This window comes from Streptomyces sp. NPDC093085, from assembly GCF_040683935.1.
Taxonomy (GTDB): Bacteria; Actinomycetota; Actinomycetes; order Streptomycetales; family Streptomycetaceae; genus Streptomyces.
In genome coordinates this window covers 525,119-545,169 of sequence record NZ_JBFBFB010000004.1, presented here as the reverse complement: position 1 = coordinate 545,169, position 20,051 = coordinate 525,119, and the positions used below count along the sequence as shown (strand labels likewise).

The 20,051-nt window shown below is 68.1% G+C and carries 16 protein-coding genes and 2 pseudogenes; 9 read left to right on the top strand and 9 right to left on the bottom strand.

The genetic code is table 11. The annotated features are described in order from the left end of the window. Positions 1-32: 32 nt before the first annotated feature. Positions 33-968, bottom strand: a complete 936-nt coding sequence (locus tag AB0O07_RS16095; RefSeq protein WP_365632732.1) for a helix-turn-helix transcriptional regulator — start codon at positions 966-968, stop codon at positions 33-35. Between the two features lie 264 nt (positions 969-1,232). On the opposite strand from AB0O07_RS16095, the gene AB0O07_RS16090 reads away from it, so the two are divergent. Genes AB0O07_RS16090 through AB0O07_RS16080 form a run of 3 tightly spaced genes read left to right on the top strand, consistent with a single transcriptional unit; the run spans position 1,233 to position 3,709 of the window. After that, a complete protein-coding gene (locus AB0O07_RS16090) occupies positions 1,233-2,270 on the top strand; it encodes an alcohol dehydrogenase catalytic domain-containing protein (RefSeq protein WP_365632729.1) in 1,038 nt (345 codons plus the stop codon). Further along, entirely contained in the window at positions 2,267-3,250 is a 984-nt protein-coding gene (locus AB0O07_RS16085; protein ID WP_365632725.1) for an SDR family oxidoreductase, read from the top strand. The genes AB0O07_RS16090 and AB0O07_RS16085 overlap by 4 nt, the downstream gene beginning before the upstream one ends. 36 nt (positions 3,251-3,286) lie before the next feature. Next, positions 3,287-3,709, top strand: a complete 423-nt coding sequence (locus AB0O07_RS16080) for a cupin domain-containing protein (RefSeq protein ID WP_365632722.1) — start codon at positions 3,287-3,289, stop codon at positions 3,707-3,709. 150 nt (positions 3,710-3,859) lie between these two features. On the opposite strand, the gene AB0O07_RS16075 is transcribed toward AB0O07_RS16080, so the two are convergent. Then, the gene (locus AB0O07_RS16075) at positions 3,860-4,660 is read right to left on the bottom strand and encodes a hypothetical protein (protein WP_365632719.1); all 801 of its coding nucleotides are present in this window, start codon (positions 4,658-4,660) and stop codon (positions 3,860-3,862) included. Between the two features lie 75 nt (positions 4,661-4,735). Continuing rightward, the gene (locus AB0O07_RS16070; RefSeq protein WP_365632716.1) at positions 4,736-6,430 is read right to left on the bottom strand and encodes a CocE/NonD family hydrolase; all 1,695 of its coding nucleotides are present in this window, start codon (positions 6,428-6,430) and stop codon (positions 4,736-4,738) included. 206 nt (positions 6,431-6,636) lie between these two features. Between AB0O07_RS16070 and AB0O07_RS16065 the strand changes: the two genes are divergently transcribed. Together AB0O07_RS16065 and AB0O07_RS16060 are read left to right on the top strand one after the other, a co-directional pair. Then, positions 6,637-7,206 carry a TetR/AcrR family transcriptional regulator gene (locus AB0O07_RS16065; RefSeq protein WP_365632713.1) on the top strand — a complete coding sequence of 190 codons (570 nt, stop codon included), beginning with the start codon at positions 6,637-6,639 and terminating at the stop codon, positions 7,204-7,206. A gap of 44 nt (positions 7,207-7,250) precedes the next feature. Continuing rightward, positions 7,251-7,406, top strand: a pseudogene (locus tag AB0O07_RS16060) (DUF255 domain-containing protein); the annotation flags it as partial. Between the two features lie 378 nt (positions 7,407-7,784). Here the strand turns inward: AB0O07_RS16060 and AB0O07_RS16055 are convergent. Then, entirely contained in the window at positions 7,785-8,420 is a 636-nt protein-coding gene (locus AB0O07_RS16055; RefSeq protein ID WP_365632710.1) for a hypothetical protein, read from the bottom strand. Beyond that, the gene (locus AB0O07_RS16050; RefSeq protein WP_365632707.1) at positions 8,417-9,829 is read right to left on the bottom strand and encodes an AAA family ATPase; all 1,413 of its coding nucleotides are present in this window, start codon (positions 9,827-9,829) and stop codon (positions 8,417-8,419) included. Before AB0O07_RS16050 ends, AB0O07_RS16055 begins: the two co-directional genes overlap by 4 nt. Positions 9,830-10,122: 293 nt before the next feature. On the opposite strand from AB0O07_RS16050, the gene pglX reads away from it, so the two are divergent. Next, a complete protein-coding gene (pglX, locus tag AB0O07_RS16045; protein ID WP_365632704.1) occupies positions 10,123-13,689 on the top strand; it encodes a BREX-2 system adenine-specific DNA-methyltransferase PglX in 3,567 nt (1,188 codons plus the stop codon). Between the two features lie 81 nt (positions 13,690-13,770). Here the strand turns inward: pglX and AB0O07_RS16040 are convergent, their stop codons facing one another. The 4 genes from AB0O07_RS16040 to AB0O07_RS16025 are packed head-to-tail and all read right to left on the bottom strand — an operon-like array spanning position 13,771 to position 18,268. Further along, on the bottom strand, positions 13,771-14,304 hold the full coding sequence (locus tag AB0O07_RS16040; RefSeq protein ID WP_233656990.1) for a hypothetical protein: 534 nt from the start codon (positions 14,302-14,304) through the stop codon (positions 13,771-13,773). Between the two features lie 26 nt (positions 14,305-14,330). Next, positions 14,331-16,373 (bottom strand): hypothetical protein, encoded by a 2,043-nt coding sequence (locus AB0O07_RS16035; RefSeq protein ID WP_365632700.1) that lies wholly within the window; start codon positions 16,371-16,373, stop codon positions 14,331-14,333. After that, positions 16,370-17,545 carry a 5'-methylthioadenosine/S-adenosylhomocysteine nucleosidase gene (locus tag AB0O07_RS16030; protein ID WP_365632697.1) on the bottom strand — a complete coding sequence of 392 codons (1,176 nt, stop codon included), beginning with the start codon at positions 17,543-17,545 and terminating at the stop codon, positions 16,370-16,372. Before AB0O07_RS16030 ends, AB0O07_RS16035 begins: the two co-directional genes overlap by 4 nt. Further along, the gene (locus AB0O07_RS16025; protein WP_365632694.1) at positions 17,546-18,268 is read right to left on the bottom strand and encodes an NUDIX domain-containing protein; all 723 of its coding nucleotides are present in this window, start codon (positions 18,266-18,268) and stop codon (positions 17,546-17,548) included. A 94-nt stretch (positions 18,269-18,362) separates the two neighbouring features. Between AB0O07_RS16025 and AB0O07_RS16020 the strand changes: the two genes are divergently transcribed. The 3 genes and pseudogenes from AB0O07_RS16020 to AB0O07_RS16010 all read left to right on the top strand — a co-directional run. Then, a complete protein-coding gene (locus tag AB0O07_RS16020) occupies positions 18,363-18,644 on the top strand; it encodes a DUF255 domain-containing protein (RefSeq protein ID WP_365632691.1) in 282 nt (93 codons plus the stop codon). Between the two features lie 46 nt (positions 18,645-18,690). Further along, on the top strand, positions 18,691-18,840 hold the full coding sequence (locus tag AB0O07_RS16015) for a hypothetical protein (protein WP_365632688.1): 150 nt from the start codon (positions 18,691-18,693) through the stop codon (positions 18,838-18,840). Positions 18,841-19,188: 348 nt separating this feature from the next. Then, positions 19,189-19,944, top strand: a pseudogene (locus AB0O07_RS16010) (restriction endonuclease); the annotation flags it as partial. Positions 19,945-20,051 lie beyond the last annotated feature (107 nt).

Sequence of the window (20,051 nt, the reverse complement as noted above, 5' to 3'; positions counted from 1 at the left end):
CACCTGAACCGGCCGCGCGCCGCACTGCGGGGTCAGTCCTGGTGGCGGGCCGGGCCTTCGTGGTCGGCCGGGCTCTCGTGGCGGGCCGGGGCCCGGTGGTCGGTGCCGGTGGTGGGTGGTGCGGTCAGGTCGAGCAGCAGCATGGCGTCGTGGTCGGGGGTGCCGGGGGCGGCGGTGTAGACGCCCATCCGGTGGCCGGGGGTCCCTTCGAGGCCCATGCCCTGGAAGGTGAGGGTGACCGTGCCGACCTGCGGGTGCCGGAACGTCTTGGTGAGGATCTTGCGGCCGGTGACCTCGTAGCGCTCCCACAGCCCGGCGAAGTCCGGGCTCTTGAGGAGGAGTTCGCCGACCAACTGCGTCAGGTCGACGGCGTCCGGGTCGGTGCCGGCCAGGGCGCGCAGGCGGGCCACACAGCCGCGGATCTGACTGTCCCAGTCGGGGAAGACGTCGTGGGCCGCGGGGTGGAGGAACAGGTAGCGGGCGAGGTTCCGCTGACGGGCCGGCCACTCCTCGATGCCCGCGTACAGGGCGAGCCCGCCGGGGTTGTGGGCCAGTACGTCCATGGCGCGGCTGACCACGTACGCCGGGTTCGGCCGCAGCGACTCCAGCATCAGCTGCACGTGCGGGCGTACGGTGCGGCTGGGCGCGGGGGCGGGCTCGGGCGCGTACCGGGCGGCGCGCGCCGCGAGCGCCCGCAGGTGCTGGTGTTCGGCGTCGTCCAGCCGCAGGGCCCGCGCGAGCGCGTCGACCACCGCCGGGCTGGGCCGGGTCTCCTTGCTCCGTTCCAGCCGGGTGTAGTAGTCGATGCTCACCCCGGCGAGGGTCGCCAGCTCCTCGCGGCGCAGGCCGGGGGTGCGGCGGACGCCGGGCCCCGGGGTGAGCCCGGCGCTCTGCGGAGTGGTCTGCGTGCGGCGGGCGCGGAGGAAACGTCCCAGCTCGTCACCGCCGCCGCGCTGCTCTGCTGTCATGACACCAGTCTCACGCCGCCCCCGGCGCGGCGCGCCCGCCAGAGGGGCCCTGTCACACCCCCGCTCGCGGCTCCCCCGTACATCCCGGCCTGCCCGGGCCGCCCGGAAAGCGGCAGTGTGCGGGGTGCGGCCCGCTCCCCTGCGCGGGCCCGGCCCGCTCCGCCGCCCTGCCGCGTCGTATGGCGGGCCCGTCCAAACCGGGTGACGGTGGTCTGACGGGACCACCGCGGGTTCCGGTCCGGTTGTTCGAAAGGCACCACAGCTATGCGCGCCACCTTCCTGTACGGCCCCGGCGACGTCCGGGTCGAGAACGTGCCCGACCCGGAGATCGTCGAGCCCACGGACGCGATCGTCCGGACCACGCTGGCCTGCGTCTGCGGGTCAGATCTGCACCCGTACCACTCCATGGAGCGGACCGGCCGGGGCGCGCCCATGGGGCACGAGTTCCTCGGCGTCGTCGAGGAGACCGGCGCCGAGGTCACCGGCCTCCGCCGCGGCGACTTCGTGGTCTCCCCGTTCGCGTACGCGGACAACACCTGCCCGATCTGCCGCGACGGCTTCCAGACGGCCTGCCCGCACGGCGGCTGGTACGGCGCCAACGGCGTCGGGGGCGCACAGGCCGAGGCCGTCCGCGTTCCGCAGGCCGACGGCACCCTGGTCAAGCTCCCCGCCGAGGTGGACCCGGCGCTGCTGCCCTCGCTGCTGACCCTGAGCGATGTCTATCTCACCGGCTACCACGCCGCCCACATGGGGCGTGTCGGGCCCGGCCGGACCGTGGCCGTGATCGGGGACGGCGCCGTCGGGCTCTCCGCGGTGCTGGCCTCCCGCCGGATGGGCGCCGAGAAGATCATCCTCATGGGCCGCCACACCTCCCGTACCGACCTCGGCCGGGAGTGGGGCGCGGGCGAGGTCGTCGCCGAGCGCGGCGCCGAGGGCATCGCGAGGGTGCTGGAGCTGACCGGCGGCGAGGGCGCCCATGTCGTCCTGGAGGCCGTCGGGCTGATGCCCGCGTACGAGCAGGCGTACGGCATCGTCCGGCCGGGCGGGATCATCTCCCGCGTCGGCGTCCCGCAGTACGAGGAGGCGCCCGTCGGCTTCGGGTCGCTCTTCGGGAAGAACGCCCAGCTGGCCGGCGGCCCCGCGCCGGTGCGCGCCTACCTCGAACCCGCCATCGACGACGTGCTCCAGGGCCGTATCGACCCGGGCCGGGTCTTCGACGCCGAACTCCCCCTGGACCGGGTCGCCGACGCCTACCGGGCCATGGACGACCGCAGCCGCCTGAAGGTGCTGGTACGCCCGTGACCACCCACCACCCGACCCCCACCGCTGCCGCCACCCACGAGCGGCTCATCGGGGACGGTTCGGCCGGGGGCGTCCGGGCCGGGGACATCGCTCCCGGGGGCCTCCCGGACGCGGAGGGGAGAGGGGAAGGGCGCCGCATGACCACCACCCGTACCTGGTTCATCACCGGTGTCAGCAGCGGCTTCGGCCATGCCCTGGCCACCCGGCTCCTTCAGCGCGGCGACACGGTCATCGGCACCGTACGCGACCTCGACAAGGCCGCCGGCCTGACCGGGACGTACCCCGGCACCTTCCGGGCCGAAGTCCTCGATGTCACCGACACCGCCGCCGTCCGGGCGAGCGTCGACCGGGCGTTCGCGGCGGGCCGCGTCGACGTCGTCGTCTCCAACGCCGGGTACGGCCTGTTCGGCGCCGCCGAGGAGATCAGCGACGCCCAGGCCGACCACATCATCGCGACCAACCTCACCGGCTCCATCACCCTGATCCGCGCGGCACTTCCCCACCTCCGCGCCCAGGGCGGCGGGCGCGTCGTGCAGATGTCCAGCTACGGCGGGCAGGTCGCCTTCCCCGGCAACTCGATGTACCACGCCACCAAATGGGGCATCGAGGGATTCGCCGAGTCCGTCGCCCAGGAGGTCGCCCCCTTCGGCATCGGCGTCACGATCGTCGAGCCCGGCGGCGCCCGTACCGCGTTCCGCTACGGCGGCGCCCAGGTCGCCGAGGCGATCGACGCCTACGACGACAGCCCCGCCCACGCCTTCCGGGCCATGCTCGACCCGGCCAACGGCCTCGCGCCCGGCGACCCGCAGCGCATGGCCGCCCGCATCATCGCGTCCGTCGACACCGAACCGGCGCCGCTGCGGATGGTCCTCGGCTCCCAGGCCCTCGACACCACCCTGAGTGTGCTGCGCGAGCGGATCGACGCCTTCGAGGCCCAGCGCGACCTGGCCGCCTCCACCGACTTCCCCGCCGGTGAATGAACCGGCTCCCGCCACCACCGCCCGAGGAGACCCCGCATGGAATTCACCGAGCCCCGGCCCACCGGCAAGGGACCTGCCGACTGGTTCGACGGAGACGTCTGGTTCGACGTCATCCAGGCGGGCACCGAACCGTCCCGTATCCGCGCCAACATGGTGCGCTTCGCCCCCGGCGCCCGCACCGCCTGGCACCGCCACGCCGTCGGCCAGACCCTCCACATCGTCTCCGGCATCGCCCTCATCGGCACCCGCGACGGCACCGTCTACGAGGCCCACCCCGGCCAGACGGTCACCTGCCCGCCCGGCGAGGAGCACTGGCACGGCGCCACCGAGGACCGCTTCATGGCCCACCTCGCCCTCTGGGACGCCACCGCCCCCGACGACGACCGCCCCGAAACCACCTGGCTGGAACACATCACCGAAACCCAGTACCACGCCGAACGCACCCGCGCCGTCCACTGACCCCGGGGAAGGGGACCCCGTCCGGTCCCGCGCAGGCCATACCGGACGCCCGCTCCGGCGAGCACTCGCCGGAGCGGGCGGCGAAGACTCCGAGCCGTGCGAGGCCCGCTCGGGGGCCGCTGCGTGGTGCGCCCGACGCCGGGGCGCTGTCTACGCGTTCCGCAGCCGTTCGTAGGCGAGCCTGGCGTCGTTGACCATTTCGACGGCGAAGTGGATCTTGTGGCCGTCTCCGAGGATCTTCGGGGCGTTCCTCGGATAGAAGAGGATGGAGCGCTGGAGGTACCCGTCGGGGAGTGGCTTGAACTGGTGGATGACTCCGAGGTGGGTGTCGGAGTTGTCGTCGGCGAGGTGGATGTGGGCGACGCCCATGACGGGGAAGTCCGGGTCCGGGGTGACCGGTACGTAGGGCGGGATGTCCCGGGCGGGTACCGGGGCGGCGATGACCGGCTCGCCGTACATGCCGATGGTCTCCATGGCCGGGGCGTAGTGCTCGGGGAAGACCTCGATGGCTCCGCGCGGGTCCCGCCCCATCAGCGGACGGGTCGTCGCGCCGCCCGGGTCGCCGGCCAGTGACCAGGACAGATCGGGGTTCAGCCGCAGTCCCCGGAACGCGAAGTCCGTCTGCGCCAGCCACACGCCCTGCTGCTCGACGGGGACCTCGTTGATCGCGCGCCAGCGGGCATCGGTGTTCGCGGCGCGCTCCTTGAACAGGTCCCTGATCCCGTCCGGACCGAGGGTGTCGCGTGCGGCGATCGCGATGCGTTTCGCGTCGGCCGGCTCCAGCCAGTTGATGTCCTCGTGGGACAGGTGCCGGTCACCGTCCCGGATGTCCACGTCGAGTTGCCTGAACTCATGGAGCATGTGGATCAGGCGCAAGTACTCGTAGCGTTCCAGATCCTCCGCCGGATACTCCCGGCCGTCGATCGTGACCGTGAACCCGAAGTCGACCATGGTGACGTTCTCCTCTGTGCGTGGTGCGTGGTGCGTGGTGCGTGGTGCGTGGTGTGTGAGGGCGGGGCGGAGTGCTCAGTTGGGCCCGGACCGGGCAGGGAGTACCGGCAGCAGCAGGAGCGAGTCGTACTTCCCGCCGGTGTGGATGATGTGCTCCCCCTTGTTGGCCAGGTTCCAGCGGGTGTCGGGGAGCAGGTCGGCGCCGGATCCGGCCCGCCTGGGCCGGTCCGAGACGGTCACGCGGAGCTGTTCACCGGGATTCCAGACGTAGCCGAACGGCCACAGCGGGATGTCGACGGCGGTGATCTGGCCGGGCTCCAGCGGGAGTTGGCGCCGGTGGGCGGGCACCGGGCGGGAGTCGGTCGACTTCGCCCCGTCCAGTTCGCGGTGCGAGACCCGCAGGACGCCGCTGACGCCGCCGTGGGGCTGTCCGTAGAAGGGGATGGGCAGCGGCCGGCCGTCGGCGTCGAGCCGCTGGAGCGTCACGAAGAGGTCCATGTCGTCCGCTCCGACGGCCTCGACCCACAGGCGCAGCTTGCCGTAGCCGACGGTCTCGCCGACGTTCTCGAACGGGAGGACGAAGGAGGCCTCCCCGGTTCCGTCGGCGGCATAGCGGATCGCGGATTCCTGCCCCACGGGTGTGGGGGACAGGCTGCCGTCGGAAGCGTCGAGGTAGAACGCCCGGTGTTCGGTACGGGCCGGTGGCCACTCCGGTTCGGGCCGGTTCACGGTGTCGCCGGCCGAGTCGTAGAGCGACAGCCGTACGGGCGGGGTGAACTCCCAGCCGTTGTGGATGCCCTTGAGGTAGCGGTCGAAGAACCGCCGCAGGTCTTCCAGGTTGTCCGGCAAGTACAGGTCGCGCCAGGAGATCGAGTTGTGGATACGCAGCCACTTGTGGGGTGTCGTCAGTTCTTCGAAGGCGCGCAGGCCGGCTTGGTGGAAGAGGTTGACGTTCGCGGTGACGTAGACGGGGATGTCGATGTTCTCGATCCGGGCGGCTTTCTCTTCCCAGTACCCGTTCATCAGGGGGTGCTCCTCGGCCATTGCCACGACGTCTTCGAGGCCGCCGTTGCCGCGTAGCCGGGAGAGGACATGGCCGAACATCTGGGAGTCGACGACGCCGCCGCGCACGAGCACATCGCGGTAAAGGTCCGAGAACGCTTCCCATGGGGCGATGCAGGCCAGGTGCGGCGGGCGTTTCGCGGCGGCGAACCAGGCCGTCACACCCGAGAAGGCGGTGCCGTGCATCGCCACTTTCCCGTTGGACCAGGGCTGTTGGGCGGTCCACTCGATGAGGTCGTAGATGTCGTCGTACTCGGTCTCGCTGAGGAACTGGATGTCGCCGTCGGAGTTGCCCACGCCCCGCGGATCGGGGTTGATCACCGCGTATCCGTAGTGGCACCAGTAGGCGGGATCCGGGCCCTCCTGCTTGGCCAGCGGGGACAGCGCGCCTTCCGGAACCAGACCGCCCGTGCCGCCCCTGCTGTGGAAGGTGTAGCTCTTGCCGGGGGAGGACCAGGCGATGACGGCCGGGGCGTTGTCGGCGCCGGCCGGCCGGAGAACGTCGGTGTAGATCGTCGCCCCGTCCCGCATGACGACGGCGACGTCCCGTTCGGCGACGATCCCGTTCTCCTCGCTCACGCTCGGCTTGAGCGGCCTGAAGATGTGCGGGAGGTCCTGCGGGGAGCCTGCCTTGCGGAAGAGGACGGTGTGCTCTCCGTCGCCGAGGCGGCGGGTCAGGGTCGTGTATGTCTCATGGGCATCGGGCACGGCAAGTGCCTCCGTTCTGCGCGTAGTTGTGGTGCGCGGCAACATGCCGCCAGCCGCGTGCGGAGCGTGCGGGCCGGAGGCGAGGCCGTGCGGGGCGACGCTGAGGTGGTCAGGGGAGACCCCTAAGATGCGAAGTCGGATCTTAAAAGAGCGTAGGGCCCCGCGTTAGGATGCGCAAACGCATCTCATGAGGAGAGGGAACGGCCATGGCTGAACGGCGCCGAGGCGCGGCACTGGAAAGCGCGCTGCTCGACGCGGCCTGGGAGGAACTGCTGGATGTCGGCTACGCCGGCTTCACCCTGGACGGTGTGGCCTCCCGCGCCGGAACCAGCCGGCCGGTCATCCACCGGCGCTGGCCGGACAAGCGGCAACTGATGGTCGCCGCCCTGGCGCGGACAGCCGAACGCCACCCTGTCGCCGTACCCGACACCGGCAGCCTGCGCGGTGACGTCCTGGAGCTCCTGCGCCACATCAACGCCACCCGCGCGCATTTCGTCACGGCGATAAGCATCCAGCTCGCCGCCTACTTCGAGGAGACCGGCACCACCCCCGCCGACCTGCGCACCCTCATCCACCCTGGACGCCGCCCCGCCATCGAGGTCCTCTTCGACCGCGCCGCCGGCCGCGGTGAGATCGACCCCGACCGCATCACCGCGCGCATGAAGTCCCTCCCCTTCGACCTCCTCCGCCACGAACTGCTCACCACCAGCACACCGGTGCCCGACGCGGTCCTGGAGGAGATCGTCGACACCCTTTTCCTCCCCCTCGTCCTCTGATGTGGCACTGGGGCGGCGCTCCCGGACCGTGCGACGATGCCGTCATGAATCACTTGGCCGATTCCCAGTCCCCCTACCTGCTCCAGCACGCCGACAACCCGGTCGACTGGTGGCCCTGGGGAGCGGAGGCGTTCGCCGAGGCGAAGCGGCGGGATGTGCCCGTGCTGCTGAGTGTGGGGTATTCGTCGTGTCACTGGTGTCAGTGAACTTACAAAACCAGGTAGTCCGTACCTGGGGTGTTTCCAGAGGGCAGCCACGTGGGCGCGTACGGTGAGCGGCTAGGTGGAGACATAGACGCCTGGGGCGAAGGCCAGCTGCCAGCCTCTCCCGAGTGGACGCCCGAGCAGTAGTCGTTGCCGCTGTTGCTTGGCTAGAGGGCGTAAGCGCACGAAGATGGCCCGCACTCGAGACCGAGGGTAGGATCAGCTAGCCGTGATCAAGCCATGGGCTGAAACGGAGCCGACCACAGTGCGGCGGCAACCGAGGTCCAGTCGCAATCGGTCCGGGCATCGCCGAGAGCGGCTGCCGCCACCACGTTCTCGTTCTTCACCACGCCTCAACCTAAGGTTGGAAAGGCTTCAGAGGCTGCTCAGCACCTCGCTCAGGTCGTGGGTGAACGACTGCCATGATGCGAGCTGCTTGACGGGACCCTCGCGATCTAGCATCTGGAGGAGCCGCGCGCGGTTCTCTGAGAAGCGCGCTTGGACTTTCTTGAGGCTGCGGCCCTTCTCCTCGCTGGCCGTGGCGATGGCTTCCTTGAGCAGTGCTTTCGGGTCCGCCACGGACTCCGCTCGGTTCGGTTTTGGAAGCTTGAGTGAAACTCTGCCGTTGGGGTTCCCCGCCACCTCCCGGATCGCCCTAGGATCGAGGATCAGCCAGGCCTCCAGCATGCGCACGGGGATCAAGGGCACGTGGGCCAAACTGGGGCTCACCGAGGCCACCGCGTCGGCGATCTCATCGCGACGTGTCTGCGGGGGATTGCCGTCGGAGTCGCGGTGGATCACTACCAGGTCGTACTCGTCTGCGTCGTGGCTGAGCTGCCGCGCGGCCCGCAGTTTGTCCCCGACCGAGTGCCCAGGCTTGTTCGGCAGGCGGTGCAGGTCCGGCACGGTTACGTGGATCTCCCGGCCAGTCTCGATCGCGATCGCCTCAATGTGAAAGCGCAGGCCGGTGTCGCTGGATCCCTCGCAGAGGTAGAGGGCGCGAAGGGTCACGAGGCGCTCTCCTCAAGAGTCAGCCGGGCCTGTGGGGGAGAAGTGAGGTACGCAAGGATGTCGGCCACTGTGCCGTAGCCCTTCTCCACACCGCCTGCACGCCAAGTGCCGGCCAGCGGCCGGAGCCGCAAGGCGCGCGCGGTCTTGCTTACCTCCCTGGGGACGGTGGCCGTGTCGGCGATGAGCAGGTCCGCAGGATCGACGAGTTGCACGACCCCCGGTGAGTGCGTGTTGATCAGGACCTGCCGGAAGGGGTTGTCCTCGTCCACCGGCTCGGAGGGGTCCACCGCCAGATCCCGTACGAGGTTCACCATGGCGAGGAGGTTGGCCGGGTGAATGCCGTTCTCAGGCTCCTCCATGCAGAGCAGGCCCTGCGCGCTGGGGTCCTCCAACAGCACGCAGAGGGCCAGGAAGCGCAGGGTCCCCTCAGACAGGCTACGAGCTGGCAGTTCCATGCCGTTGATCTCGTGGAGCTTGATCGTGAGCAGCTCACGTGTGTCGTCGGCCTCGACGTGCAGCGTGCGTACGTGCAGGCCTGACAGGTCCGACAGGCGTCCCGCGACCCGCGAGTAGACCCGCGCGGGATCGTCCGGGGACTTCTCCCGCGCGATCCGGTCCAGGCTCCGTGGTAGGTGCAGGCCATCGGGCTGCATTGTGCTGGGGTCCTGATAGCGGTCCGAGGTCCGCAGGGCCGAGGGCTCAAGGGCCAGCCGTCGCCAGGATTGCATCTCCCGTCTGGCCGCCAGAATGGTGGGGTCGTCGTTCCGGTTGATCGTGGAGAGCATGGTCCCAGGTGCCCGGCTCGCAGGCGCGGGACGCGGCTGGCCCCTGCGGCCGTCGGCGTGGATCTGGACGACGGCATCGCCTGTGTCGAGAGACGTGGAGATATAGGGGGCAGTTGACGGGCGGCCGCGGACCACGGTGTTCCGAAAGCCCTTGGCGCTGTGCGGAAACCGCAGTTGCGACGCGGCATCACGGGGCCTGATCTTGCTGAGATCCTCGTACAGCAGCGTCAGTCTGCCGCCGCGCTCCCCGCCTCGCGGTGGTTGGTAGCCGAGCCTGAGCTCGTAGCGCAGAAACGTGGACGTCGGCTCGGCGAGTCGGCCGAAGTCGTCCTCTACTTCTCCGGGGATGATCATCTCCGCGGCGAACGTCATCAGATGCTCGCCCTCCGCGTAGCCGTTCCAGAACAGGTCGCGCGCGTCACCGTGCAGCGAACCATGGGTCCCGCGCACAGCCTGGGCAGCCTCGATCATGGAACGGTCGGCGAGCAGGCTCAGAAACTGGATCGCGTCGAAGACGTTCGATTTTCCCGTGCCGTTCTCCCCCGCGATACAGGTGAAGGGACCGAACTCGACCCTGAGATCCAACAGATTCTTGAAGCCATCGACTTCGAGTCGCGTCAGCATGTATCCCCTCGATGGTCTACCCCGGCCTGCCCCAGGTACCCCGCGGTTACCGACTGGTTCGTGTGCCGGTGCGCACAGAATGATAGGGGTCGGGGATGTGCTTGGTGGTGCCTATCCGGCCGGTCACCAGCGACGGACGCGGCCAGCCAGCCGGGGAGCTGGCAGGATGTATCCGACAGGACAGTGGATCGTGGACGTCGACGACGTACGGAGGAGAGGTCGCCGCTGTGTCTCCGACTGGCGGAGCTGAGACGGGGACGTCCTCGCTGGACCGTGCCGCACTCGTCTCAGACGTGCGGAAACAGGTTCTGGCACTGCGGACGGACCTCCGCGAGCGCAGCGACAATGTCGACCGTTACCGCAGCCGCCTGCGGAACGCATACGAGCAGGTGAGGGCGGCTCGGCGCACGGCCGACACGTATGGTGCCTGGCGGGACGAGCACATCACGCAGGCGGCGGTGGCGTGGGTGCTCGGCACAGTGTTCGTGCGCTTCTGCGAGGACAACGGACTCATCGGCTGGCCGTTCATCGCGGGGCCGGGACGGAGGCTGGCACAGGCGGAGGAACGGCAGGACGCCTATCGTGCGGAGCACCCCGGGAACGGCGACCGGGAATGGCTGCTGGAGTCGTTTACACACCTGGCCCGGTCCCACCGAGCGATGGCCCGCGTCTTCGACAGACGGCACAGCCCACTGTGGCAGTTGTCGCCCTCTCCGCAGGCCGCAGCCGAGCTGGTCTCGTTCTGGCGCCGGCGCAACAGGGACGGCTCGATCCGATTCGACTTCACCGACCCGGAACTCGACACCCGGTTCCTCGGAGATCTCTATCAGGACATCAGTGACACGGCGTCCAGGTCCTACGCCCTGGTTCGGACACCTGAATACATCGAGGCTTTCATCCTGGACCTCACCGTGGATCCGGCTGTCGCGGAGTTCGGCCCTCAAGGCTTCCGCGGTATCGACCCAGCCTGTGGGTCGGGAACCTTTCTGCTCGGGCTCTTCGAACGCCTTCTCGGTGCCTGGCGCGCGCTAGAGCCTGGAACCGCGGATCGCGAGCTGGTTTGTCGGGCCCTGGAATCAGTCCACGGCTGTGACCTGAATCCGTTCGCCGTGAGTATCACACGGTTCAGGCTGCTGATGGCCGCCACACTGGCGAGTGGTGAGCGCGTGCTGGGGAAGGTTCCCCAGCACATGGTCAATGTGGCTGTCGGCGATGCTCTGTTGGGAGGGCGAGGCGCCCCGGGGCAGCCGCCAGCGAAGCTTGCAGGGGACTGGGAGGACGCGGGCGTTGGGACTGCTGAGGATGTTGAGGAGTTCTCCGAGCGATGCGACCTCCTGGGGGCCGGTTCCTATCATGTCGTGCTGGGTGAGCCCCCCTTCACGGTCGTGCGTGACAAGTTCAAGAGGGCTGCGTACAGGGAGGCGTATGCCACGGCCGTCGGCGCGTTCCCGCTTTCGGTTCCCTTCGTGGAGCGCATGTTCCAGCTTGCGGTGAGGGGAACCGACGGAGAACCCGGTGGCTACGTCGGGCAATGGATGCCCAGCTCGTTCACGAGGCGTGGTTTCGGCGAGAAGCTGATCGAGGAGTTCCTTCCGCGTGTCGGGCTGACGCACGTGATCGACACTTCTGGAGTCTTCGTACCGAGCCATCGGACCCCGACCCTGATCCTGATCGGGCGGAATGATCCGAGCCGACGTGACGCCCCGGTGAGGTCGGTGCTTGGCGTGCGCGGGGAGCCGGCGATGCCGCAGCATCCGGCCGAGGGAATTGTGTGGCAGGCGATCGTCGACCAGATCGACCGGCCCGGCACCACCTCGGAGTGGGTGAGCGTCCAGGACGAGCCGCGGCAGCGTTACTCGCGCTTCCCGTGGACGATGACGGGAGGCGGTGGAGCGGACCTCATGGATGTGCTCTCGGAGGCCCCGCGACGGTTGTCGGACTTCCTCTCTGGTCCGCCCCGAGTCGTCGCCGACCCGGGGCAGCGAGATGTCTTCACCCTCGGGCGGTCGTGGTTCGCCCGGCACCCGGACTCGGCCAATGCGGGCCGCGACATGGTCACGGGCGAGACGGTACGGGACTGGCGCGTGAGAGCGTCGACCGAGGTACTTGCTCCCTACGACGAGCACGGCTCTCCGCTCGAGCTGGACCTCGACACCGCGTGGGGACGTCATCTTTGGGCGATGCGCCAGGTTCTGCGGACAGCGCCGGGTGCAAGGGATGCATCCCGGTCCCGCCCTTGGTGGACCTGGAGGGTCTGGTCGCTGGGCGACGATCGCGAGCCGGCGATCACGTTCGCGTATGCGGCGACGCACAACCACTTCGCGCTGGAGCCCGGTCGGAAGGCGTTCAGCCGGACCGCCCCCGTGCTCCGGCTCCCCTCAGCCACAAACGAGAACGACCTCTTCGCGATTCTGGGGGTTCTCAACTCGTCGGCAATCTGTTTCTGGCTGAAGCAGGCCAACGTCACCACGGGATCCGACGGGCTCGATTTCCCCCTGCCTGGTCAGGAATGGGCCCGGCCCTACCTCTTTACGGCGGCCTCCTTCTCACGCCTTCCCTTGCCGGGCGGCACTCCACCGGACCACGCGCGGGAGCTGTATGACCTGGGGCTGGTTCTCGACGCCCACGAGCCAGACGACGCGTGCGCGGGTGAACACCCGCCCAGCCGAAGCACACTGAACGCGGCGAGAGTTGTCCAGGAGAGGGCACGCCACCGGATGACCGCGCTTCAGGAGGAACTGGACTGGGACGTCTACGCCGCCTACGGGCTGCTGTCCGCTGATGAGCGGACTCGTCTGACCACCGTCCCCGGTACCGACTTGCCGCCGCTCCGGCCGGGCGAGCGTGCCTTCGAAATCGTGCTGGCACGCAAGGTCGCCGACGGCACTGCCTCGTCGTCCTGGTTCCAGAGGTTGTCCTGGTTCGAAAAGCAGGGAGTCACGCCGGTCACCGACGTCCCGAACCACTGGCCGGCCGCCTACCGGGACGTTGTGCAGGCCAGGGTCCACGCCATCGAGTCGGGACATGCGATCGCCTTGGTGGAACGTCCGGAGTACAAGCGGCGCTGGCTGTCGGACCCATGGGCGAAGCGTGAGGAACGAGCGCTGCGTTCCTGGTTGCTCGATCGCTGTGAGGACGAACGCCTGTGGTTCGAGCTCCGGGGTGGTGCCAAGCACGCTCGCCCCCGGACGATCGATCAGCTCGCGCGGGATCTCGGAGACGACGCCGACGTGACTGCCGTGGCCACGCTCTATGCGGCCGACCACCTCGGGAGGCGGCAAGCAACGCTTGGTGAAGTGCTGGCGTCGGTGCTGGCCGAAGAGCATGTGCCGTACGCGTCAGCGAAGCGATACAAGGAGTCGGGTCTGCGTAAGCGTGCCCAGTGGGAGCAGGTCTGGGAGCTTCAGCGTCGCGAGGACGAAACAGGCGAAGCACTGGGGATTCCCGTTCCGCCCAAGTTCGTGAGCGCCGATTTCCAGCATGCGTCCTATTGGTCGATCCGAGGCAGCCTCGACATCCCCCGGGAACGCTTCATTTCCTATCCCGACGCTGTTGTCGCTGGCCAGGGCCTGCTGCTCGGCTGGTCCGGCTGGAACGAGGCAGACCGCGTGCGCGTCCTGCTGGAGTTGGCCCGCGCGCACCACCAGCAGCCTCATCCGAGCGCATACCGGATCACCCCCCTTCTGATCGGCATCCAGGAACTGATTCCCTGGATCCACCAGTGGGAGGCTCACCCCGGATCCGGGATGAGGCCCGGCCAAGCAGACGAATTCCAATACGAGTTCGAGCAACTGCGCAGTGCGTACCAGCTCACCACGCACGACTTGACCTCTTGGCGGGCGCGGAACAATGTCCCCTGAGCGGGGTGGACGTCGCTAGAAGGGGGAGAGTCACGCCGCGCTTGCCCTCCGGCAGGCTCGGCCCTGTCGAGGCCTGGGGTGCTACCGCTCCGTACGGCGCAGGAACTGCAAGCCCAGTACGGCCAGGGCGAGCGTCTGTCCGAGAGACGCGAGCAGGAGCAGGGGCTGAACGACGGGAGAGCACCAGAACGCGGTCGTGCAGACCATGGGCAGGACCAGGTACGTGAACAGGTCCACTGCGCTCTGAAGCCGCTTGCGCACGGTGTGGCCCGCGACGTCACGGTGGTAGACCTCCCAGCCGAACACCGCGCCGTCGGCGGAGGTGAGCTCCCCCAGGCGGGGTCCCAGCCGGTCGCGGACATAGTCGCCGATCGCCGAGATCTTCTCGTCGTTGGCCAGGTAGGTCCAGCCCAGGATCAGACAGATCGCCGGAACGAAGAGCAGCAGCCGGGACTGTCCGCTCTGGGCGGTGATAGCCACGACCGCGGTGGCTGCGGCGAGCGTGAAGTAGAGCAGGTTGTCGCGAAACCCTATGCGGGTCTTCTGTTCCTCCTTGAGACGGTCGTACTCGGCAAGCAGGACCTTGCTCTCGGTGACGTCGTCCGTGCAGGTCACAGGTGCTCCTCCGCTCGAGTTCAGTATCAGCCGGCGATCTGGAAGGGCGCCAGGCTGTCGGGGCCGTGCCGTTCGATCCAGCTCTTCCCGTCCGCCGCTATCCCCTCCAGGAGGCGGAAGGTGTGGGTGGAGCCGGCCGCGCTGAGGCTGATCTCGGAGATTTCCTGGGGATTCTCGGTCGGCGCCAGCTGGCGGGCTTCGGCGTCCTTGACGCGGATCTTCCTGGCTGGTCCGTTGGCGAGGAGAAGCTCCAGGTCGTAGCCGACGTCGGCGTTCTCCGTCACTTGCACGGAGGTCAGGGCGTCGAACCGGTAGTTGTTCCGCTGCTCGTTCCTGCGCGTCGCGTCGGAGAAGTCGAACTCGGAGCTGATCTCGCGGATGCCGCCCTGGGTGAACAGGAACAGTCGGAAGACGTAGTGCGAGTACCGCCATGGGCCGCCGCGGACCCGGCCCCGTTTGTAGGAGGGAGCCGGGGCCACCAGGATGGTGTGAGTGATCAGGTCGCGCCAGGTGAGCCGGTGGTGTTGGAGCGCCTCGTCGACGAACGACGTCTTGTCGCAGGCGAGCCAAGTCTCCATCTCCTGTTCGCTTGGCCGCTTGTCGTCCAGGAATGACTGCCAGCGCTGGTAGGCGCTCTGCCGTGCGGCCAGTTGTTCCAGGTACTCCCGATTCTCCCGGTCCAGTCGGTGCTCCTCACGTCGGACCTCCAGCCAACGGGAAGCGGCTGCGTGCCCGGACCAGGCCGCACCGAGCACGGCCAGGAACGCCCACAGAACTTGCTGCTGGGCGGCATCGGTGACCGCCGTGGCGAACGCGGCCAGAGCCGCCGTGCCGAGAACAGCGAGGGCTGCCACGGTCAGGACCTTCGTCCTGCCCGGAGTCCGGTCCTGGTGGTGCTGATCGAACAGGGTTCCGCTGTTGTAGCGATTCCGGGCATCCTCGGCGAGGTACCGGATCAGCCATTCGACCCGCTCCACACCGATCCGGCTCTCCCGGTAGAGATCCGCGATCTCGGTGGCGAGGCCGCTGCGGATCTGATCCGTGTGGGCGAGCCAGGCGTCCGAGGTGAACCCGTGGGGCCTGCGCCTGCTGAAGTAGTGATCGAACGAATGGCGGACGCGCTTGGTGAACCTACCCTCGGCGGGGTCCGGGCCGGAGTCGGGTCCGGAGTCCGGGCTGGGTGCGGAGTCGGAGGCAGGATCGCGTGGGTGGGGGACGCGCGCCCCGGCCGCGAGGCCTGGCCCGGGCCACCGGCCCCACCACCGGACGCCGAAGCGGGCCGCGGTCAGGCCCGCGCCGAGTGCCACCGGTAACTCGACGATCGCCTGGGTCGGATCCGTGATCAGTGCCAGGGCCCAGAGGAGCGCACTGCTGACGACGAACAGGATCGCGCGGAGGGGGAGGGCCGCCTTGGCGGCGGCAGCGGTGCTCGGGCGGGGCGGAACGGCCCGTGCCCCGATGGGGGCGGGTGCGAAGTAGGTCCAGGCCCGCTGGCCCCGGTCGTTGGCGAAGCGTTCTGCCTTGGCCCGGTCAAGGGTTTCCGCCCACAGGTAGTCCTTCAGGCCTCCGGTGAGCATGAGGTCGAGGTGGCGGAGGATCGCGTCGTGCTGGCGGTGCGGCAGGTCCTGCAACTGCTTCAGCACGGGTCCGGTCTCGCTGCCAGCCGTGCTGAGCGCCGCCAACAGGTCGAAAGTGACGCGTAGGGCTTCCGTCCACTCGTCCTCGGCGTAGTCCCGCACGCGCCCGGCGGCGTAGCGCAGCCGCTGAACCTCTTCGTCGCTCAGGTCGTGGTGGGTACGTGCGCTGAGCATGGCCAGCACCCAATGGAAGCGCACCTCTGTGCCGTCGTGGCCGTGGGCGATCGCATCAGTGATCATTTCCCGGGCGCGACTGGGGACGCCGTCCTCCAGGAGTCGCACGCCGACCCGGTACTTCTCCTGCGGCGAGGCGTCCGGGTGGACGATGTAGACGTGGGAGTCGTGGACGGTCTCGGCCTGAATCCCGACGGTGGAGTATGCGGCCGAGTTGTACGAATCCGAGCTGTACGCGGCACTGTCGTCGCGGCTCATGCCAGGCCACCGGCCGCAGCGACCAGGGGCGCTAACGCGGCTACCAGCGCGGGGCATTCCGCGACCAGTCCACGCAGCCTCTTGAGCGCAAGGACGGTCTGCTTCGACGACCCAGGGGCACGCTCTCCGGCCGACCGGAGGGTGGATTCCAGATCGGTCAGGGCCGCCTGGTAACTGTCCTCGTCGAGCACGCCCTCGGCGCGGTGCCACCTCAGCTGGTCGCGGAACCCGTTCAGCTCCGTGACCAGGTCCGTCGGACCGGATGCCTTCGGGGCCGTGCCCATGTGGACACTGCTGCCCGTGACCGAGCTGGCCATGATGCCGACGGTGCTGTTGTGAGCGGTGTTGATGACCCCCCGGTCTAATCGCTCGACCGAACGGTCCCTGTCGTCCTGGGCCATTGCGGACTGCATGGCGGACTCCCCCTGCTCGTTCACCAGTTCCACTGCCAGGCGGACGGCGAAAGCCGCCGCGTTCGCCGCAGCCCGAGGCTGCCAGTTGCGGTCGTCCGAACTGTTCTTCGTGCCGTCCGCCCGGTCGCTTATTCCCCGGACGATGGCCACGGGAGCTCCGCTGAGATGGCCGGCCTGGGCCACACCGGCGGCCTCCATCTCGATGGCGAGCGCATCGTTGTAGTGCTGCCGGATCCACTGCGCCTCGGCTGAGATCCTCGAGTTCTGGACGATCTCGCCGGCGGCGACAGCCCCGAAACGCACCTGCGGTCGGTCCTCGTGACCAGGCGGGGGGTCTGTCCACTCGTCCAGGCGGGCCAGGTGCGAGGCGAGCTGGCTGATGCCGTGAGGCGCTTCCCACACCCGAGGGCGGGCTTTGAGCCCATCGTCCTCGCTGGTGCCGCCGTGGTAGGCGTACACATGCGACGCCACCACCACGTCACCCAGCCTCGTGGCATCCCACAGGGCGCCGGCGACCCCGACGAACAGCACGGCCACGGGCGAGAACTCCTGGATCGCGCGTTCCGCGATCACCGCGGAGGACTGGTTTCCCTTGTTCGTCAGCCCGAGCGCGACACGGCACGACGTGCCCTTCACGACGCCCACTTCGAACCGGGTACCACTCTTGTGGAGATGTAATCGAAGATCCACCAGCCTCTCGCGCACGGACTGATACTCAAGATTGAGGGCGGTGAGAATCACCACCAGGTCTTTCGACATCTACTCCTCTTCCCCTGTCGTGTGGGGTCGGATCAGCGGTGGGAACAACACGGTGTTCGGCCCAGCCCGGTACAGCCGCGCGGGCCGCCCCCCTGTGGCCTTGCGGTCCGCGCCGGTGGGAACGATGAATCCCTTCGCGGCCTGGACCTTCCGATAGAAGTTGCGGGTGTCGAGCGGAGTGCCCCAGACGGCCTCGTACACCTGCTGGAGCTCCGCGATGGTGAAGCTCTCCCCGCAGAAAGCGGTGGCCAGCGCCGAGAACTCGATCTTGGCGCGCGCGCGTTCGATCCCGTCTTCGGCGATGCGGCGATGGTCGAACGCAAGAGCGGTCTCGCCGGACAGGACGGCGTCCGCGGGAATCCACGCGGCCTCGGTGGCATCCGTCCCCGCGACGGGATCAGGCAGCCCCGGTGCGATCGCCAGGTGAGCCACGGAGACGACTCGTCCCCGCGGGTCGCGGCCCGGACTTCCGTACACGGCCAGTTGCTCAAGGTGCACCCGGCCGGAGGTCAGTGCCGTTTCCTCGCTCAGCTCGCGGTGGGCGGCGTCGAGGATCTCCTCGTCAGCGTGGTTCAGAAATCCTCCCGGCAGCGCGAGGGTGCCCTGGAAGGGTTCCTCGCCCCGTTCCACCAAGAGCACGTGCAGACGACTCTCCCGCAGCGTCAGGATCACGAGATCGACTGTCAGTAGGACGGGAGGTGGTGACCATGCGTCATCTGGCATGTTTTGCAAGGTACTTCAGATACTGTCACTTGCACAAGAAGTCGGACAGTGCGATCGACGCACTACTCGTCCCTAAGGGCCCTGGCGTGGCTGAATGGCCGGCGGTCCAGCCGGAGGTTCCGGGGCAGTGGGTCCTCGACCCGGCCGAGCGTGGCGGGCTCGGCCGGGTTTCGGTGCTCGCGTCAGACCCTGTGGGAGGCTGACCCGCATGAACCGGTTGGCTGGTGCGACCTCGCCATATCGGCTTCAGCGCGCTGACAACCCGGTCGACTGGTGGCCGTGGGGACCCAAGGCGTTCGAGGGAGCGAAACGGCACGATGTTCCCGTTCTGCTACCAGTTGGATACTCTGCGTGTCACTGGCGGCAGGGCGTGTGAGTGGCCAGGCAGTCATGGCCTGGGGTGTGTCAGGGGCGGGAGTCGCGTGGATACGTACGATGAGGACCTGAACGCAAGTATCGACGCCTGGGTGGAGGCCGAACTGGCTGCTTCGCCCGAGTGGGGGCCCGAGAAGATCGCCAGTATCCGCCAGTACTTGGAGGGCAGCGGACCCGCAGTCACCGCTGAGGAGTAGGGGCACGGAGCCATAAATCGCGGCTCACGCGACAGTGCTGTGGGCGAGGGTCGATAGGTCCTCGCCCACAGCACTGTCCGTAACGGCGACGGTGGTCGGCGAGCCGACCCGCAGGGCGTCCGCTGCCAAGAACAAGAAGTATGGTGACGCGGCCGCCCATAGCTTGGAGATGCCCTGAGCTCACTGACGCGCGGACGCTGTTCATCCCCTGGCAGGTACCGCCAAGTTCTGAACCACCACGCCCGAACGCTGACTGCCCCGCCCGCCGATCCCGCCACTCGCACCTACTGGAGTATCCAATTGCCCCGGACGCCGGAATGGTAGAAATATCAACAAGAAGTTTCCTCGTTCTTGTCTGAGCTCGGATTTGATACGCGCGTTGACGAAACCATCGAAGGTGCACGCGCACAGCATGACGTCGACGTAGCGGCCCGCATGAGAATTGCTGGCGTAGATATCCTTTGGGTAGTCGAGTGCAAGGCCTGGGGGCGAAGGGTTCCGAAGGAGAGGATTCTCACCCTCCAGGGAATAGTTGATGACATCGGGGCCGATCGCGGACTTGTTTTTTCCGGGAGCGGATTCCAGGCTGGCGCAATTCGTGTCACTCAGAACACAAATATCACTTTGACTGGCTTGGAAGACTTCAGGCTGAACTTTCAAGATGAGATCTCATCGACGAAGGCAAGAATTCTCGATGAGCGAATTTCTCGCCTCTTGCAGGCATTTTTGGCAGTTTGGGATCTAGCGGAATCGGAGCGGCAGGCGGCGTTTGCTCGATATTCCGGCCCTCCTGGGTTTGATTTACTCAAAGGTGGCCCTCATGCCGTGGCGGGAGTGACATCCCGCCTCAGTCAAATGCGACAGTCGCTGGAAGATGCGCGGTTCGGCCGCTGGCCAGTCGCTTATTTCCCGCTGGATCTCGTTGATGGTGAGATTTTTGACGTCAGCGACTGGGAGGGTCTGCTGTTCATCGTTGAAAAATCCGTAGTTACCTGTGAGCGAATTTATGATCACATGGTGACTCCGGAGGCAAGTCCAGTCGATTGGAAGACCCTGCAACCGCCAGAGCTGATCAGCTTGCTCAGCGGCATCCGCGGTCGGTAAAAGGAGCCGCCTGGCTCGTGGCGTCCGATGACTCCACCGCTACGAACGCAAGCCCCAACCACTTCGGCGCCTTGGCCCGTTAGGCCGAAACCTCGCGAACCGCCGTC

Excerpts from the sequence above, each read along its gene's own strand:
- AB0O07_RS16095 (WP_365632732.1), bottom strand. The coding sequence starts at position 968 with ATGACAGCAGAGCAGCGCGGCGGCGGTGACGAGCTGGGACGTTTCCTC.
- AB0O07_RS16090 (WP_365632729.1), top strand. The coding sequence starts at position 1,233 with ATGCGCGCCACCTTCCTGTACGGCCCCGGCGACGTCCGGGTCGAGAAC.
- AB0O07_RS16080 (WP_365632722.1), top strand. The coding sequence starts at position 3,287 with ATGGAATTCACCGAGCCCCGGCCCACCGGCAAGGGACCTGCCGACTGG.
- AB0O07_RS16075 (WP_365632719.1), bottom strand. The coding sequence starts at position 4,660 with ATGGTCGACTTCGGGTTCACGGTCACGATCGACGGCCGGGAGTATCCG.
- AB0O07_RS16065 (WP_365632713.1), top strand. The coding sequence starts at position 6,637 with ATGGCTGAACGGCGCCGAGGCGCGGCACTGGAAAGCGCGCTGCTCGAC.
- AB0O07_RS16050 (WP_365632707.1), bottom strand. The coding sequence starts at position 9,829 with ATGCTGACGCGACTCGAAGTCGATGGCTTCAAGAATCTGTTGGATCTC.
- AB0O07_RS16035 (WP_365632700.1), bottom strand. The coding sequence starts at position 16,373 with ATGAGCCGCGACGACAGTGCCGCGTACAGCTCGGATTCGTACAACTCG.
- AB0O07_RS16030 (WP_365632697.1), bottom strand. The coding sequence starts at position 17,545 with ATGTCGAAAGACCTGGTGGTGATTCTCACCGCCCTCAATCTTGAGTAT.
- AB0O07_RS16025 (WP_365632694.1), bottom strand. The coding sequence starts at position 18,268 with ATGCCAGATGACGCATGGTCACCACCTCCCGTCCTACTGACAGTCGAT.
- AB0O07_RS16020 (WP_365632691.1), top strand. The coding sequence starts at position 18,363 with ATGGCCGGCGGTCCAGCCGGAGGTTCCGGGGCAGTGGGTCCTCGACCC.